7 protein-coding genes are annotated in these 14,326 nt (G+C 71.3%); 4 read left to right on the plus strand and 3 right to left on the minus strand.

Features of this window, described 5'->3' with window-relative positions; all coding sequences use genetic code 11:
• Window positions 1-18: 18 nt before the first annotated feature.
• The gene (uvrA, locus tag A176_RS22475; protein WP_002637124.1) at window positions 19-5,322 is read right to left on the minus strand and encodes an excinuclease ABC subunit UvrA; all 5,304 of its coding nucleotides are present in this window, start codon (window positions 5,320-5,322) and stop codon (window positions 19-21) included.
• Window positions 5,323-5,438: 116 nt separating this feature from the next.
• Window positions 5,439-6,029, minus strand: a complete 591-nt coding sequence (locus tag A176_RS22480) for a DUF2378 family protein (protein ID WP_002637125.1) — start codon at window positions 6,027-6,029, stop codon at window positions 5,439-5,441.
• A 152-nt stretch (window positions 6,030-6,181) separates the two neighbouring features.
• On the opposite strand from A176_RS22480, the gene A176_RS22485 reads away from it, so the two are divergent.
• The 4 genes from A176_RS22485 (at window position 6,182) to mdoH (ending at window position 12,936) form a co-directional block, all read left to right on the plus strand.
• Window positions 6,182-8,473, plus strand: a complete 2,292-nt coding sequence (locus A176_RS22485) for a PAS domain S-box protein (RefSeq protein WP_002637126.1) — start codon at window positions 6,182-6,184, stop codon at window positions 8,471-8,473.
• Window positions 8,474-8,826: 353 nt separating this feature from the next.
• On the plus strand, window positions 8,827-10,368 hold the full coding sequence (locus A176_RS22490) for an OpgD/OpgG family glucan biosynthesis protein (RefSeq protein ID WP_044890691.1): 1,542 nt from the start codon (window positions 8,827-8,829) through the stop codon (window positions 10,366-10,368).
• Window positions 10,356-10,859: a hypothetical protein gene (locus A176_RS22495; protein ID WP_002637129.1), complete on the plus strand. Its 504-nt coding sequence runs from the start codon at window positions 10,356-10,358 to the stop codon at window positions 10,857-10,859. Before A176_RS22490 ends, A176_RS22495 begins: the two co-directional genes overlap by 13 nt.
• Before the next feature lie 43 nt (window positions 10,860-10,902).
• Window positions 10,903-12,936, plus strand: coding sequence for a glucans biosynthesis glucosyltransferase MdoH (gene mdoH, locus A176_RS22500; protein ID WP_002637130.1), 2,034 nt, complete (start codon window positions 10,903-10,905; stop codon window positions 12,934-12,936).
• Window positions 12,937-12,999: 63 nt separating this feature from the next.
• Here the strand turns inward: mdoH and A176_RS22505 are convergent, their stop codons facing one another.
• Window positions 13,000-14,310, minus strand: coding sequence for a M18 family aminopeptidase (locus tag A176_RS22505; RefSeq protein ID WP_002637131.1), 1,311 nt, complete (start codon window positions 14,308-14,310; stop codon window positions 13,000-13,002).
• Window positions 14,311-14,326 lie beyond the last annotated feature (16 nt).

Here is a 14,326-nt window from a genome sequence, read left to right on the forward strand (position 1 = left end):
CCCAGCCGCCCGTGGGTTTCACGCTCGCCGCGCCGCGGCACGGGGACGTGTGTCTTCACCGGAAAAGAGTGATTTGAGCACCCGGCCCGTGGCCGTCTTCAGCTTCGCCACGTCCCGAGGCGTGCCCTCCGCGACGATGGCGCCTCCCGCGTCCCCGCCGTCAGGCCCCAGCTCGACGACGTGGTCCGCGGCGCCAATCACCGACGGGTGATGTTCTATGACCACCAACGTGTCCCCGCGGTCCACCAGCCGGCCCATGAAGGTGATGAGCTTCTCCACGTCTCCCAGGTGGAGACCGGTGGTGGGCTCGTCCAGCACGTACAACGTGGGCTCGTGCCGCGAGGAGGCCGTCAGCTCGGCCGCCAGTTTCAGCCGCTGGGCCTCGCCGCCGGACAAGGTGTTGGAGCCCTGGCCGAGCTGCAGGTAGCCCACGCCCAGGTCCGCCAGGCACTCCAGCGGCGCGGCCACGCGGGGCAAGGCCTTGAAGACGTCCTTGGCCTCGTCCGCGGACAGGCGCAGCACATCGCCGATGCTGAGCCCGTGGTAGCGCACCTCCAGCGTGGCCGCGTCGAAGCGCGCGCCGTTGCACGCCTCACACGGCGTCACCACGTCGGGGAGGAAGGACATCTCATGGGAGATGGAGCCCTGCCCCTCGCACGCGGTGCAGCGGCCGCCGCTGGTGGAGTTGAAGGAGAAGCGCGTGGGCGTGAAGCCCTTGATTTTCGCCTCGGGCGTGGCGGCGAAGACGCGCCGCAGCTCGTCCCAGATGCCCAGGAACGTCGCCGGCACCGACCGGGGCGTGCGGCCAATCGGGGACTGGTCCACCGACAGCACGCGCTTCACCGCCTCCGCGCCGTGCAGCGACGTGAAGGGGCCCGGCTTCGGCGTGACGCGGTCCAGCTTCTCGCGCAGGGCCGGGAACAGCACCTGGCGAATCAACGTGCTCTTGCCCGAGCCCGACACACCCGACACCACGTTGAGCCGGCCCACCGGCAGCCGCAGGTCCACGCGCTTCAGGTTGTTGGCCCGCGCGCCCTTGAGCTCAATCCATTGCTTCGGCTCGCCGCGCGTGGACGGTGGCCGCACCTGCGATTCCTTCAAGGCGCGCGCGGTGGGTGAGTCGCTCTCCAACACCACGTCCGGAGGGCCCTCCGCGAGGATGTGCCCGCCGCCCCGTCCGCCCGTGGGGCCCAGGTCGAGCAGGTGGTCCGCCGCGCGGATGGTGTCCGAGTCGTGCTCCACCACCAGCACCGTGGAACCCGTGGCCACCAGCGCGCGCAGGTTGTCGAGCAGTCGGTGCGTGTCGCGCGGGTGCAGACCGATGGTGGGCTCGTCCAGCACGTACATGGCGCCGGTGAGGCCCGCGCCGAGCTGCGCGGACAGCCGCAGCCGCTGCATCTCTCCGCCCGACAGCGTGGAGGCGTTGCGGTCCAGGGACAGGTAGCCCAGGCCCACGCGCTCCAGGAACTCCATGCGGCGCAGCAGCTCCTGGCGGGACGGCTCGCCCAGGAGCGCCCGGTCGCCCTTGAACTTCCACGCCCGCACGCGCGCCAGCGAGGCGGCGACGGACTGCTGCACCACCTCGTGGTAGCGCGCGCCCTCCAGCCGCACACCCCGGGGAACGGGCGCCAGCCGGCTGCCATCACACGCGCGGCACGGGGCCACCTCGCCCTCCGCCATCGCCTCGGCGCCGCCCTGGATGCCGGTGCCTTCACACGACTCGCAGCGCCCCTGCTTGGTGTTGAAGGAGAACCAGCGCGGGTCCAGCTCCGGCACGGCGGTGCCACACTGGGGGCAGGTGCGCTCGGTGGACAGCAGCGTCTCACCCTTGCCCGCGTCCACCTTCACCGCGCCCTGGCCCCAGCCGAGCGCCTTCTCGAAGACGTCGCGGCTCAGCTTCGCCAGCTTGCCCTGGTACATGACCAGGTCGATGTCGTGCTCGCGCGTCTTCGCCAGGCGCGGCGGGTCGTCCGTGGACGCGAGCTTTCCATCGACGATGGCCTGGGCAATCCCCGCGCGCGCCGCGCCGGCGAAGACGTCCAGGTACGTGCCCTTGCGCGAGCGCACCGCGGGTGCCAGCAGCGTCCCCTCGCCCTTCATCGCCGTGAGCTGCGCGAAGAGCACGTCCGGTGACGCGGCCGCGATGGGCGAGTCGTCCTTCGGGCAATGCGGCTCGCCCAGCTTGGCGTAGAGCAGGCGCAGGTAGTGGGCCACCTCGGTGACGGTGGCCACGGTGCTGGTGGCGCCCGCGCGCGAGGTGCGCTGCTCCAGCGCCACCGACGGCGGCAGGGAGCTGATGCGCTCCACGTCCGGCCGCGGCATCGACGGAAGAAACTGCCGGGCGTACGGGCTCAACGTCTCCAGGAAGCGGCGCTGCCCTTCCGCGAACACGACGTCGAAGACGAGCGAGCTCTTGCCCGAACCGCTCGGCCCGGTGACGACGGTCATCTTCCCCAACGGGATGCGGCAGGACACGTCGTGGAGGTTGTGCTCGCGCGCGTGCTCGACCTCGATGGCGGGCACCTCGCCCTTGGCCAGCTTGCGCGGCTTCACCACGCGGCCCAGCGCCTTGCGCTCGCCCCGCAGTGCCTGGGCGGTGGCGCCCTTGCCACGCGCCACGTCCGCGGGCGTGCCTTCCGCCACCAGCAGGCCACCGTCGCGCCCGCCCACCGGCCCCAGGTCGATGACCCAGTCCGAGGCCTTCATCACCGCCACGTCGTGGTCCACCACGATGACGCTGGCGCCGCGCTCCACCAGCGCATGCAACGCCGCGATGACGTGCCGCACGTCCTCCGCGTGCAGGCCCGCGCTGGGCTCGTCGATGAGGAACAGCGTCTCCTTCGCCTCGCTGGCCAGCGCCCGCGCCAGCTTCAAGCGCTGCGCCTCGCCACCCGACAGCGTGGACAGCGGCTGTCCCAGGGGCAGATAGCCCAGCCCCAGCCGGGCCACCGGGCCCAGCGTGCGTTGCAGGGCCGAATCATCTCCGAAGTGCTGGAGCACCTCGGCCACCGTCATCTCCAGCACCTGGGCCACGCTGAAGCCCTGGTGCCGGACGGCCAGCACCTCTTCCTTGAAGCGCCGGCCCCGGCACACCGGGCACAGCAGCGCCACGTCGGCGAGGAACTGCATCTCCACCGTCTCGTAGCCCTCGCCCGAGCAGGCCTCACACCGGCCCTTGTCGACGTTGAACGAGAAGTGGGCCGGCGTCAGGCCGCGCACCTCCGCGTCCGGCTCGGAGGCGAAGCGCTCGCGCAGCCGGTCCCACGCCTTGGTGTACGTGGCCGCGTTGCCACGCGAGGTCCGTCCCAGCGGGGACTGGTCCACCAGGGTGACGGCCTTCAGCGCCTCCAGGCCCTCCACCGCGTCCACCGCGCCGGGCGCCTCCACGTCCTTCACGCCCAGCCGCCGCGCCAGGTGCCGGTAGAGCACCTCGTCCACCAGCGTGCTCTTGCCCGAGCCGCTGGGCCCCGTCACCGCGCACAGGATGCCTAGGGGCACGCGCACGGACAGGTCCTTCAGGTTGTGCTCGCGGGCGCCCCGAATCACCAGCTCGCCCATGCGCGGGCGCGGCACGCGCGTCACCGCGTCCACGCCCGACAGCAGCCGGCCCGTGGGCAGCTCCTGATGCTTCGCGAGCGCCTCCGGCGTGCCATCGAACACGAGCTGTCCACCCTGCTTGCCCGCGCCGGGCCCCAGCTCCAGCACGCGGTGCGCGGTGCGGATGACCAGCGGGTCGTGCTCGATGACCAGCGCGATGTTGCCCCGCTCCGCCAGCTCCGCGATGGCCTCCGTCAACGGCGGAACGTCGCCCGGGTGCAGGCCCACGGTGGGCTCGTCCAGCACGAAGAGCGCGCCCGTGAGCGACGTCCCCAGCGCGGCCGTTAGTGACACCCGCTGCGCCTCGCCGCCCGACAGCGTGCGCGCGGGCCGGTCCAGCGTGAGGTAGCCCAGGCCCACGCGCTGCAGATAGCGCAGCCGGCCCGCCAGCTCGCGGCGGGCCAGCTCGCCCTGCCCCGTCGTGGTGCGCAGCGCGTCCAGCCGCGCGAGCGCGTCCGTCAGCTCCAGGTGGTGCCACGACGGCAAATCCAGCCCGCCCACCCGGTACGCGCGCGCCTGCGCGTTGAGCCGTCCACCGCCACAGCTTTCGCACAGCGAATAGGCGCGGTAGCGCGCCAGCAGGACGCGCACGTGCATTTTGTACGTGCGGCCCTCCATCCACCGGAACCACGCGCGCACGCCCGGGTAGGCACGGCCCTCGTCGTAGTCACCCTCCCCTTCCAGCACCGACTCGCGCTGCGCGGCCGTGAGCGAACCCCAGGGCTTCTCCCAGGGGATGCCCTTCGCCTTGCACCAGCGCTGGAGCATGCCGCGCTCCCACGTCGTGGACTGGCCGGACCACGGGCGGATGGCCCCCTGTGACAGGCTCAGCTCGGGGTTGGGAATCACCTTGCCCCAGTCGATGCCGATGGTGCGGCCAAAACCCCGGCACGCCGCGCACGCGCCCACGGGGGACTGGTAGCTGAAGAGGCCCGGCGTCGCGGGCTCGAACTCCCGGGCGCACTTGGGGCACACCAGGCCACGCCGCAGCTTCTGGGGCGCGCTCTGTCCGGGGACGAACAGGTGCGCCTCGCCGTCCGCGCGGTTCCACGCGTCCTCCAGCGCCTGCGTCACCCGCGACAACTGCCCGGTGCTCAACTTCACCCGGTCCACCACCACGCGGGCGATGCCGGCCGGGTCGGTGGCCTCGGCGGGACGGAGCGTCTCCAGCTCCTTCACCTCGCCCTGCACCATCAGCCGGTGGTAGCCGTCCTTGAGGAGCCGGGCCCGCGCGTCCAGGAACGCGGCCGTGTCGGGGATGCGCAGCGGGAAGGTGATGATGGCCTGCACGTCCGCGTGCTCACGGATGGCCGCCGCCGCTGCCACGCGCGCATCGGTCCGCACCGCCTCCACGCCGCAGGTGCCACACACCGGCACCGCCTCGCGGGTGAACAGCGCGGACAGGTACGGCTCCACGTCCGCCAGGGTGGCGACCGTCGAGCGCGAGCTCTTCACCGGCGCGCGGCGGTCCACCGCCACGCCCGCGGCCACGGGCTCCAGCGCGTCCATGGGCGGCCGCTCCAGCCGCTCGAGGAACTGGCGGGCATACGGACTGAAGCTCTCCACGAAGCGCCGTTGCCCCTCGGCGTACAGGGTGTCGAGCGCCAGGCTCGACTTGCCGGCGCCGGAGACGCCCGTGACGCAGACGAACTCTCCTTCCGAGAGGTCGACCGACAGTTCCTTCAGGTTGTGCGTGCGAGCACCGACGAGGTGAGTCTTGTGCATACGGGTGGCACGTTTAACGACTCGACACTTCGCCGCCAATCACAACTGAGCAGGCGTCACCGGGGACCCGTCACCCTGGCAGGGCGCGGTCCGGCCAGCCGAGGCATCCCACCCGCTCAGGCGCCCTTCCACCGCACCCGCAGGGCGTAGCCGGTGACCTGCCGCTCCAGCACCTCCACGTGCGGCGTCACCTTGGTGCGCCGGAGGACACCCTCCACCACACCCGCGACGAAGTCCGGCAACGGGTCCGGGTCCACGACGCGGATGCGCCACTCGCGCGCCTGCACCGGCTCCAGCAGCATCTTCATGTCCTCGCGCCCCGCCCGCAGATAGGTGGGCAGCCGCGTCAGGCACCGCTCCGTGCCCAGCAGGGGCGCGGCGGTGGCGAAGATGCGCCCCACCAGCGTCTGCGCGAAGCCCTCCACGTAGTGGTGCCCCAGGGCGCGGTTGGCCGCCTCGGGCGCCTGGCCCGCATAGACATGCCGGCGGGCCACCCCCAGCGCCGCGCGCCACACGGAGAGCGCGTAGTACTCCTGCGCCGCCTCCATGTCGTAGCCGATGTCTCGCAGCGACTGGGCGAAGGCGCCCGTGGGCTTCAGCGCGTGGACGAACAGCCCTTCGAAGTTCCGCCGCGGCACCTGCACCGGCAGCGGCGGCGGCCTCTGCGGCTCGATGGCCGTCTCGTCATCCACGCCCCGCCGGTCCATACGCTCCCCCTATCGCCACCGGTCCACCACGGTCCAGGTATCAGTGTAACAGTCCGGGCGCTTCGTCACCTCCACGGCAAAGCGGCAGGGGCTCCGGCTTTACAACAGCAGACGTCGTGTAACGATGAGCGTCCGTCTTCATGAGGAGTCCCATGCGGGTCCTGATTGTCACCCAGGGGGGAGGGGCGGACCTGGCGCCACTGGAAGGCCGGCTGCGTGAGCAGGGACACTCGGTCGTCACCGTGACGCGTGAGGCCGACGTGCCGGCCGCCTGGCGCAGCGGACCGTGCGCGCTCGTGATGGTGGATGCCCGGGGCGCGACGTCTCGCGTCCCCTTGGTGCGCGCGCTGCGCAGCCTCCCCGGCGCCGAGGCGTCGGTGCTGATGATGCTGGGCCGCGGCGGGGAGCTGGGCGCGCTGCGCCCCACGCTGGATGCCGGCGCGGATGACCTCCTGGCGTGGCCCGTCGAGGAGGAGGAGCTGGCGCTGCGCCTGGAGCTGGCCCACCGCCGCTTCACCCGCCGTGAAGACCGCAGGGACATGTCGTTTGGCAATGACCTCAAGGACACCCTGCTGGCCGTCAGCCCGGTGCCCACGTCCATCACCTCCATCTCCGACGGCCGGGTGGTGGCCGCCAACGACTTCTATTTCCAGCTCCTCGACATCGCGCGCGACGAAGTCATTGGCCGCACCACGGTGGAGCTGGGCCTGTGGCAGACCCACAGCGACCGCGCGCACGTGGTGGAGCGCCTGCGGCACCACGGCACGGTGCGCGGCATGGACATCGAATACCGCACCCGCGGCGGGGAGCTGCGCCACACCCTGCTCTTCATGGGCATGGTGTCCTACGGCGGCGCGCCGCACGTCATCTCGTTCTTCCCGGACATCACCGCGCTCAAGCGCGCCGAGGAAGGGCTGCGCCGCTCCGAGGTGAGCTTCCGCACGCTCATCGGCAGCCTGCCGGACCTGGTGGCCGTCTTCGACACGGGCGCGCGCGTGCGCTACGCCAACCAGAAGGTCGTCTCCGCCCTGGGCTACGAGAGCGTCGACGAGCTGCTGGGCAAGCACATCTCCGACATCATCCCGCCCGAGGACTTCGCCAGCGCCGACGCGCGCATGCACGAGGCCCTGCGCACCGGCCGCGCGGCGCTCCAGGAGCGGCGGATGGTCAAACGCGACGGCAGCGTGCTGCGCGTGGAGTCCACCACCTTCCCCCTGCCCTTCGACGGCAAGGACTCCATCGTCTCCGTCTCGCACGATTTGACGGAGCGCTACCAGATGCAGGGGCGGCTCATGCTCGCGCAGCGCATGGCCTCCGTGGGCACGCTCGCCGCGGGCGTGGCGCATGAAATCAACAACCCGCTGGCGTACCTCACCGCCAACCTGGCCTTCGCGCGCGAGGAGCTGGCGGACGTGTTGCCCGCGAGCAACCGGCCCCTGGAGCCCCGGCTGGCGGAGGCCGTGGGCGGCGCGCTCGCGGCGCTCGCCGAGGCCCAGCAGGGCGCGGACCGGGTGCGCAGCATCGTCCGGGACTTGAAGACGTTCAGCCGGGTGGACTCAGTCGAAAGCGCGGAAGTCGACATCCGGCGGGTCCTCGAGTCCACGCTGAATCTGGCGACAACGGAGATTCGCCACCGCGCCCGGCTGGTGAAGCAGCTCGGCGAGGTTCCCTCCGTGGTCGGCAATGAGTCACGCCTGGGACAGGTGTTCCTCAACCTGCTGGTGAACGCCGCCCAGGCCATTCCCGCGGGGACCCCCGAACGTCACGAAATCCGCATCGTCACGCGCGTGGCGGCCCACGGGCGCGCCTGCGTGGAGGTGTCGGACACGGGCACGGGTATCGCCCAGGAACACCTGCCCCGGCTGTTCGACCCCTTCTTCACCACCAAGGAGCCCGGGGTGGGCACCGGGCTGGGCCTGTCCATCTGCCACAGCATCGTCACGGCCCTGGGTGGGGAAATCCACGTCACCAGCGAGCCCGGCAAGGGCTCCACCTTCCAGGTGCTCCTGCCGCCCGCCCAGCGGACCGAGCCGGTGCGCCCACCGCCCCCACCACCGCCCGCCCCGGCGGAGAAGCGCGGCCGCCTGCTGGTGGTGGACGACGAACCGCTGGTGTGTACGGCCCTGGGGCGAACCCTGCGCCCACACCACGACGTCACCCTCTCCACCCGGGCCCAGGAGGCCCTGGCCCGCATCGAGGCCGGCGAGCGCTTCGACGTCGTCTTCTGCGACCTGATGATGCCGGGCATGAGCGGGATGGACTTCTACTCCGCCCTCCAGGCCCGCCACCCCGAGCAGGCCCAGCGGGTCATCTTCCTCACCGGCGGCGCGGTGACGGCCCAGGCCCGGGCCTTCCTGGAGTCGGTGCCAAGCCCCCATCTGGAAAAGCCGTTCGCTGGCAGGGAACTCCTTTCCCTGATCCAGGAACGGCTCGCGCACGCATAGCGAATTGTCAGCCTGTGGAAGATTTGGACAGGCCCCCCAACCCCCTGTCCCTATCCTCCCCACCGCCCCCGACCGCTGGGCAAGGAACCGTTCACGGCCCACGCTCGTGAGTCGGGTTTTTCTGGAGTCGGCCTGGACCCCAGGACTCCAAACCACCGGAATCAAAGCGTTTTTACGTTGGCGGATTCGAGTTGGCCGCGCTGGTACGCGGGTTGCTGAAGCACTGACGCGCCGCACCGCGAGACCACGCGGAGCGTGCGGTCGGGTCGGCGAACCCACTTACTCGGAGGCACTCGAACGTGACGTCGTTGCGGCAAAAAGCGTTGAGGTTGGGTGCGCCCTGGTTGTGCGCGATGGCGGTCGCGTCCTGCACCACCGCCGTCGCCCGCGAGCCCGCGGCCCCGAAGGCCCGGAGCACCTCCATGAAGGGCACCACGGCCTTCTCCCCGGAGACGGTGGTGGAGCGCGCGCGCGCGCTGGCGGCCCAGCCCTACGTGGCGCCGCCGAAGTCGCTGCCCAAGGCCTACACCCAGCTCAACTACGATCAGTACCGCGACATCCGCTTCCGTCCGGAGCGCGCGCACTGGCGTGACGCGGGCCTCCCCTTCCACGTGCAGTTCTTCCACCCGGGCTTCCTGTTCCAGTCCCCGGTGGTGATGAACGTCGTGGAGGCGGGCCGCGCGCAGCCGCTGCGCTTCTCCCAGGACCTCTTCAGCTACGGCAAGGTCGTCAACAAGGCGTCCCTGCCCCGCAGCGGCGTGGACGGCTTCGCGGGCCTGCGCTTCCACCACCCGCTCAACAGCGCGGACATCTTCGACGAGCTGGCCGTGTTCCAGGGCGCCAGCTACTTCCGCTCGCTGGGCCAGGGCAACCTGTACGGCCTGTCGGCGCGCGGCATCGCCATCGACACCGCGCAGTCGCGTCCCGAAGAGTTCCCGGACTTCCGTGAGTTCTGGCTGGAGCGCCCGGCGGACGGCGCGAACCAGGTGGTGGTGCACGCGCTGATGGACGGCCCGAGCATCACCGGCGCCTACCGCTTCACCATCACCCCGGGCTCGAACACGGTGATGCAGGTGGAGGCCACGCTGTTCTCCCGCCGCAGCATCGAGAACCTGGGCGTGGCGCCGCTCACCAGCATGTACCTGTTCGGTGAGAACGACCGCGCGAAGTTCGACGACTTCCGGCCGGAGGTCCACGACTCGGACGGCCTGCTCGTCTGGAGCAAGGACGGCGAGCAGCTCTGGCGCCCGCTGCAGAACCCGAAGGCGGTGCGCACCTCCAGCTTCCGCGCGGAGAACCCGCGCGCGTTCGGCCTGCTGCAGCGGGACACGGCCTTCCACAACTACGAGGACCTGGAAGCCCGCTACGAGCGCCGTCCCAGCGCGTGGGTGGAGCCCGTGGGCGAGTGGGGCCCCGGCGCGGTGCGCCTGGTGGAGATTCCCACGCCGGACGAGACGCACGACAACATCGTCGCCTTCTGGGTGCCGGACGCGCCGCTCAACCCGGGCACGCCGCTGCGCGTGGCCTACCGTCTGCACTGGGGTTCGAAGTCGCCGTGGGAGACCACGGGCGGCGTCGTCACCTCGACGCGCATCACCTCCGCCATCACCCCGGGCATGCCCGTGGGCGAGGGCGTCACCCCGGCCACGCGCCGGTTCATCCTCGACTTCTCTCGTACCGCCCGCGCCGAGGACGGGCCGGTGGAAGCAGTCATCACCGCGGCCAAGGGCCAGGTGCTGCGCTCCACCATTCAGCGCCATGAACCTTCCGGTGGCTGGCGCACCACCTTCGAGCTGGAGCCCGAGGGCACCAGCGAACCCATCGAGCTGCGCGCCTTCCTGCGACGCGGTTCGGAGACCCTCACCGAGACCTGGAGCTATCTATGGATTCCGTGACGACGCCGAACACCTGCCCCTCCATGACGACCGACTGGGTCCGTCCGGAGACGTGCGTGGCGCTCGACGCCTTCTTCCAGGGCTTCGGCTTCGAAGCCGCCGAGGACCTGGCCTCCCTGGCCGCCTGGGTGCTGGAAGGTGTCACCGCGTCCAACGTGAAGCCGCAGGCCGCCGTGGCCCTGGCCCGGGCCCGCGTGGAGACGTGGCTGACGCGCGAGCTGGACATGGACGTGATGGGTGAAGGCCGCCTGCTGACGCGGGGCCGCGCCGCCTTCGTCCTCTGCGACGGCGCGCGCTTCGGCGCCACCGTCTTCACCCGGGACGCGGTGCCGCACGAGCTGTCCCGCGCCCTGAGCGCGGCGGTGCCCGTGCCGACGCCGGCGCAGGTTGCCATGTCGATGCCGGAGCAGCAGCTTGTGCTCTGGCCGCTGGGAGAGCGCCTGCGCCGTTGGCTGCGCGCCGGCCAGCCGGACATGTCCGTCTCCCGCTGACGCAGTCTCCCGCGCGCCGGGAGACCCTTCGCGAGGTTCCTCCATGCACGCTCACTCGTTCTCACCGGAGAGCGCCGGCATCCGGCGCCTCTTCGTCCTGGGCCTCGCCGCCGTGACCACGGTGGCGGGCACCTGGGAGATGCACCGCCTGCTGAGCGCGCGCGGTACCACCGTCCCCGAAGGCGTGCTGTTGGCGCTCTTCGTGCTGTGCTTCGGGTGGATTGCCCTGTCCTTCTGGACGGCGGTGGCGGGCTTCCTTCAGCTCGCGGTCAGCAAGCGCCTGCCCGGCCTGCGCTGGCCCACGGCGGAGGAGGCGGCCACGCGGCTCACCTCGCGCACCTCGGTGGTGATGCCGGTCCACAACGAGGACCCGGCCTCCGTCTTCGCCAACGTACAGGCCACCTACGAGTCCGTGGCGGCCACGGGCCAGTTGGACGCGTTCGACTTCTACATCCTCAGTGACTCCACGCGGCCCGAGGCGTGGATCGCCGAGGAGCTCGCCTGGGCCGACCTGTGCCGCCGCGTGGGCGGACAGGGCCGCATCTTCTACCGGCGCCGCACGGACAACACCGGCAAGAAGGCCGGCAACCTCCAGGACTTCTGCGAGCGCTGGGGCCGCCACTACGACTTCACCATCGTCCTGGATGCCGACAGCCTCATGGACGGCCGCACGCTGGTGACGATGGCGCGGCTGATGGAGCTCAACCCGCGCGCGGGCATCCTCCAGGCGCCGCCGCTCAACGTGGGCCGCAGCACCCTCTTCGCCCGGCTGCAACAGTTCGCCGGCCGCGTGTACGGCCCAGTGGTGGCCGCGGGCGCTGCCGCGTGGCAGCTCGGTGAGTCCAACTACTGGGGCCACAACGCCATCATCCGCACCGAGGCCTTCATCCAGCACTGCGGCCTGCCGGTGCTCCCCGGGCAGCAGCCCTTCGGTGGCCACATCCTCAGCCACGACTTCGTGGAGGCCGCGCTGATGCGCCGCGCCGGCTACACCGTGTGGCTGGTGACGGAGCTGGGCGGCAGCTTCGAGCAGCCGCCCCCGAGCCTGCTGGACTACGCGCAGCGAGACCGGCGCTGGTGCCAGGGCAACCTGCAGCACCTGAGCCTGGTGGCCGCAGGCGGCCTGCACCCCATCAGCCGGGGCCACTTCCTGATGGGCGTGATGTCCTACGCCGCGTCCCCGCTGTGGCTGCTGTTCCTGACGTCGGGCCTGGTGGCCGGCCTCTGGGACGGGTGGCTGTCGTTCTCCAACCCGCATCTGATGGAGGACCTGCCGCCGGAGGCGATGCACTTCGACGCCAAGGGCTCCATGCGGCTGTTCGCTGTGTCCATGGGCATGCTGTTCGCGCCCAAGATTTTCGGGCTCCTGTTGGGCCTCGCGAGCGCCAGGGACTCCGCACTCATGGGCGGCCGGGGGCGGTTGGTGTTGAGCGTGCTGCTGGAGAGCGTGCTCGCCACGCTGATGGCGCCGGTGATGATGCTGTTCCAGTCGCACTTCGTCTTCGGCACGCTGCTGGGCTACAAGGTGAGCTGGTCCAGCCAGCAGCGCGACGACGCGGACCTGCCCTGGTCCGAGGCGGCCCGCCGCCACGCCGTCCACACCGGCGTGGGCGTGGTGCTGGCCGCGGTGGCCTGGTTCCTGTCGCCGGGACTGCTGCTGTGGCTGTCGCCCGTGGTGGCGGGGCTGCTGCTGTCCATCCCCCTCTCCGTCTTCACCTCCCGCGCGTCGCTGGGGCTGTGGTTGGAGCGGCGCGGGCTGCTCGTCATCCCCGAGGAGTCCGAGCCCCCCAAGGTGCTGGAGCGCGCGCAAGCGGTGGCGGAGGAGTTCGCGCTGGAGCCGGTGGCGGACGCGGTGGACCACGTCATCTCGGATGCCAAGGCGCACGCGCTGCACTTGGCGCTGCTGGAGTCCCAGCCCTCGCCGGCCGCCGTGCCCATGGCGCTGGCCTCCGCGCGGCGCAAGCTGCTGGGTGGCACCGCCGAGCCGCTGTCCCCGCCCGAGAAGACGGCGGTCCTGCTGGACGCCCACACGCTGACCGAGGCCCGCGAGCGCCGGCTGGCGGTCGCGGTGTCCTGAGCGAGGCGTCCGCCTCCGCCGGCCCACGCCGGAGGAGGCGATGACGTGTCGCGGAGCCGCGCGCTAGGCGAACAGGCGGCTCAGCACGGCGACCATCTGCGCCACGTCGGTGGCGCAGGCCATCTCGCGGATGGAGTGCATGGACAGCATGGGGTTGCCCACGTCCACCGTGCGGATGCCGAGCTGCCCCGCGGAGATGGGACCAATGGTGCTGCCGCAGCCCAGGTCCGTGCGAGTGACGAAGTGCTGCGGCGTCACGCCGGCCTCGCGGCACAGCGCCGTGAAGAAGGCCCACGACTCGCCATCCGTGGCGTAGGACTGATTCACGTTCGACTTGATGACCGGGCCCGCGCCCATGTGCGGCTGGTGCTTGGGCTCGTGCATGGACGCGTAGTTGGGATGGATGGCGTGCGCCATGTCCGCGCTCACCAGGAACGAGTGCGCGATGGCACGGTGGAACGCGTCCGGCTTGCCGTCCGAGTGCGCCAGCGTCAGGCGCTCCAGCAGCGTGCGCAGGAAGGGCGACGCGGCCCCCTGCGCGCTGCGGCTGCCCACCTCTTCGTGGTCGAACAGGATGACGCCGCTGGTGGCCTCGCGCGGCGCACTGCTGGAGAGCAACGCGGACAGGCTCGCGTGGCAGCTCGCGAGGTTGTCCAGGCGCGGCGCGTGGAGGAACTCGCCGTGCGCGCCCGAGCGGATGGACGGCTGCAAGTCATAGAGACACAAGTCGTAGCCGAGGATGTCCCCCGCCTGCGCCTTCACTCCACCCTTGGCCAGCTCCTCCAAGAGCAGCCCGTGCAGCTCGGCGGCGCCCGCGCGCTCCAGGCCCAACACCGGCACCATGTGGTCCTGCGCGTTCAGCTTCACGCCGTCCGTGTTCACCCCTCGGTTGAGGTGGATGGCCAGGTTGGGCACGCGCAAGAGCGGCCGGCGGAAGTCCACCAGGTGCCGCTGCGGGCGCCCCTCCACCATCACCATGACGCGGCCCGCGAGCGACAAGTCCCGGTCCGTCCACGTGTGCAGCAGCACCCCGCCGTAAATCTCCACGCCGAGCTGCTGGTAGCCGTTCTTCGTCACCGCCGCGTTCGGCTTCACGCGCAAATTCGGCGAGTCCGTGTGCGAGCCCACCAGCCGGAAGCCCGCCCGGTCCACGGGCTGGGTGCCGAGGTGGAAGGCCGCGATGCTCGTGTCCCCCCGGGTGATGAAGACGCGCGCGCCCGGCTCCAGCGTCCAGGGCTCGCGCTCATCCAACTGGCGGTACCCCGCCTGCGTCAGACGTCGGGCCGACTCGCGCACCGCATGGTACGGCGTGGGCGAGGCGTCGATGTACTCGAGGAGGTCTCCAGCCAGGGCGTCGGTGTCGGTGGGGCTCATAGGGCGCCCCAAGCTA

It is taken from the genome of Myxococcus hansupus, from assembly GCF_000280925.3.
Classification (GTDB): Bacteria; Myxococcota; Myxococcia; order Myxococcales; family Myxococcaceae; genus Myxococcus; species Myxococcus hansupus.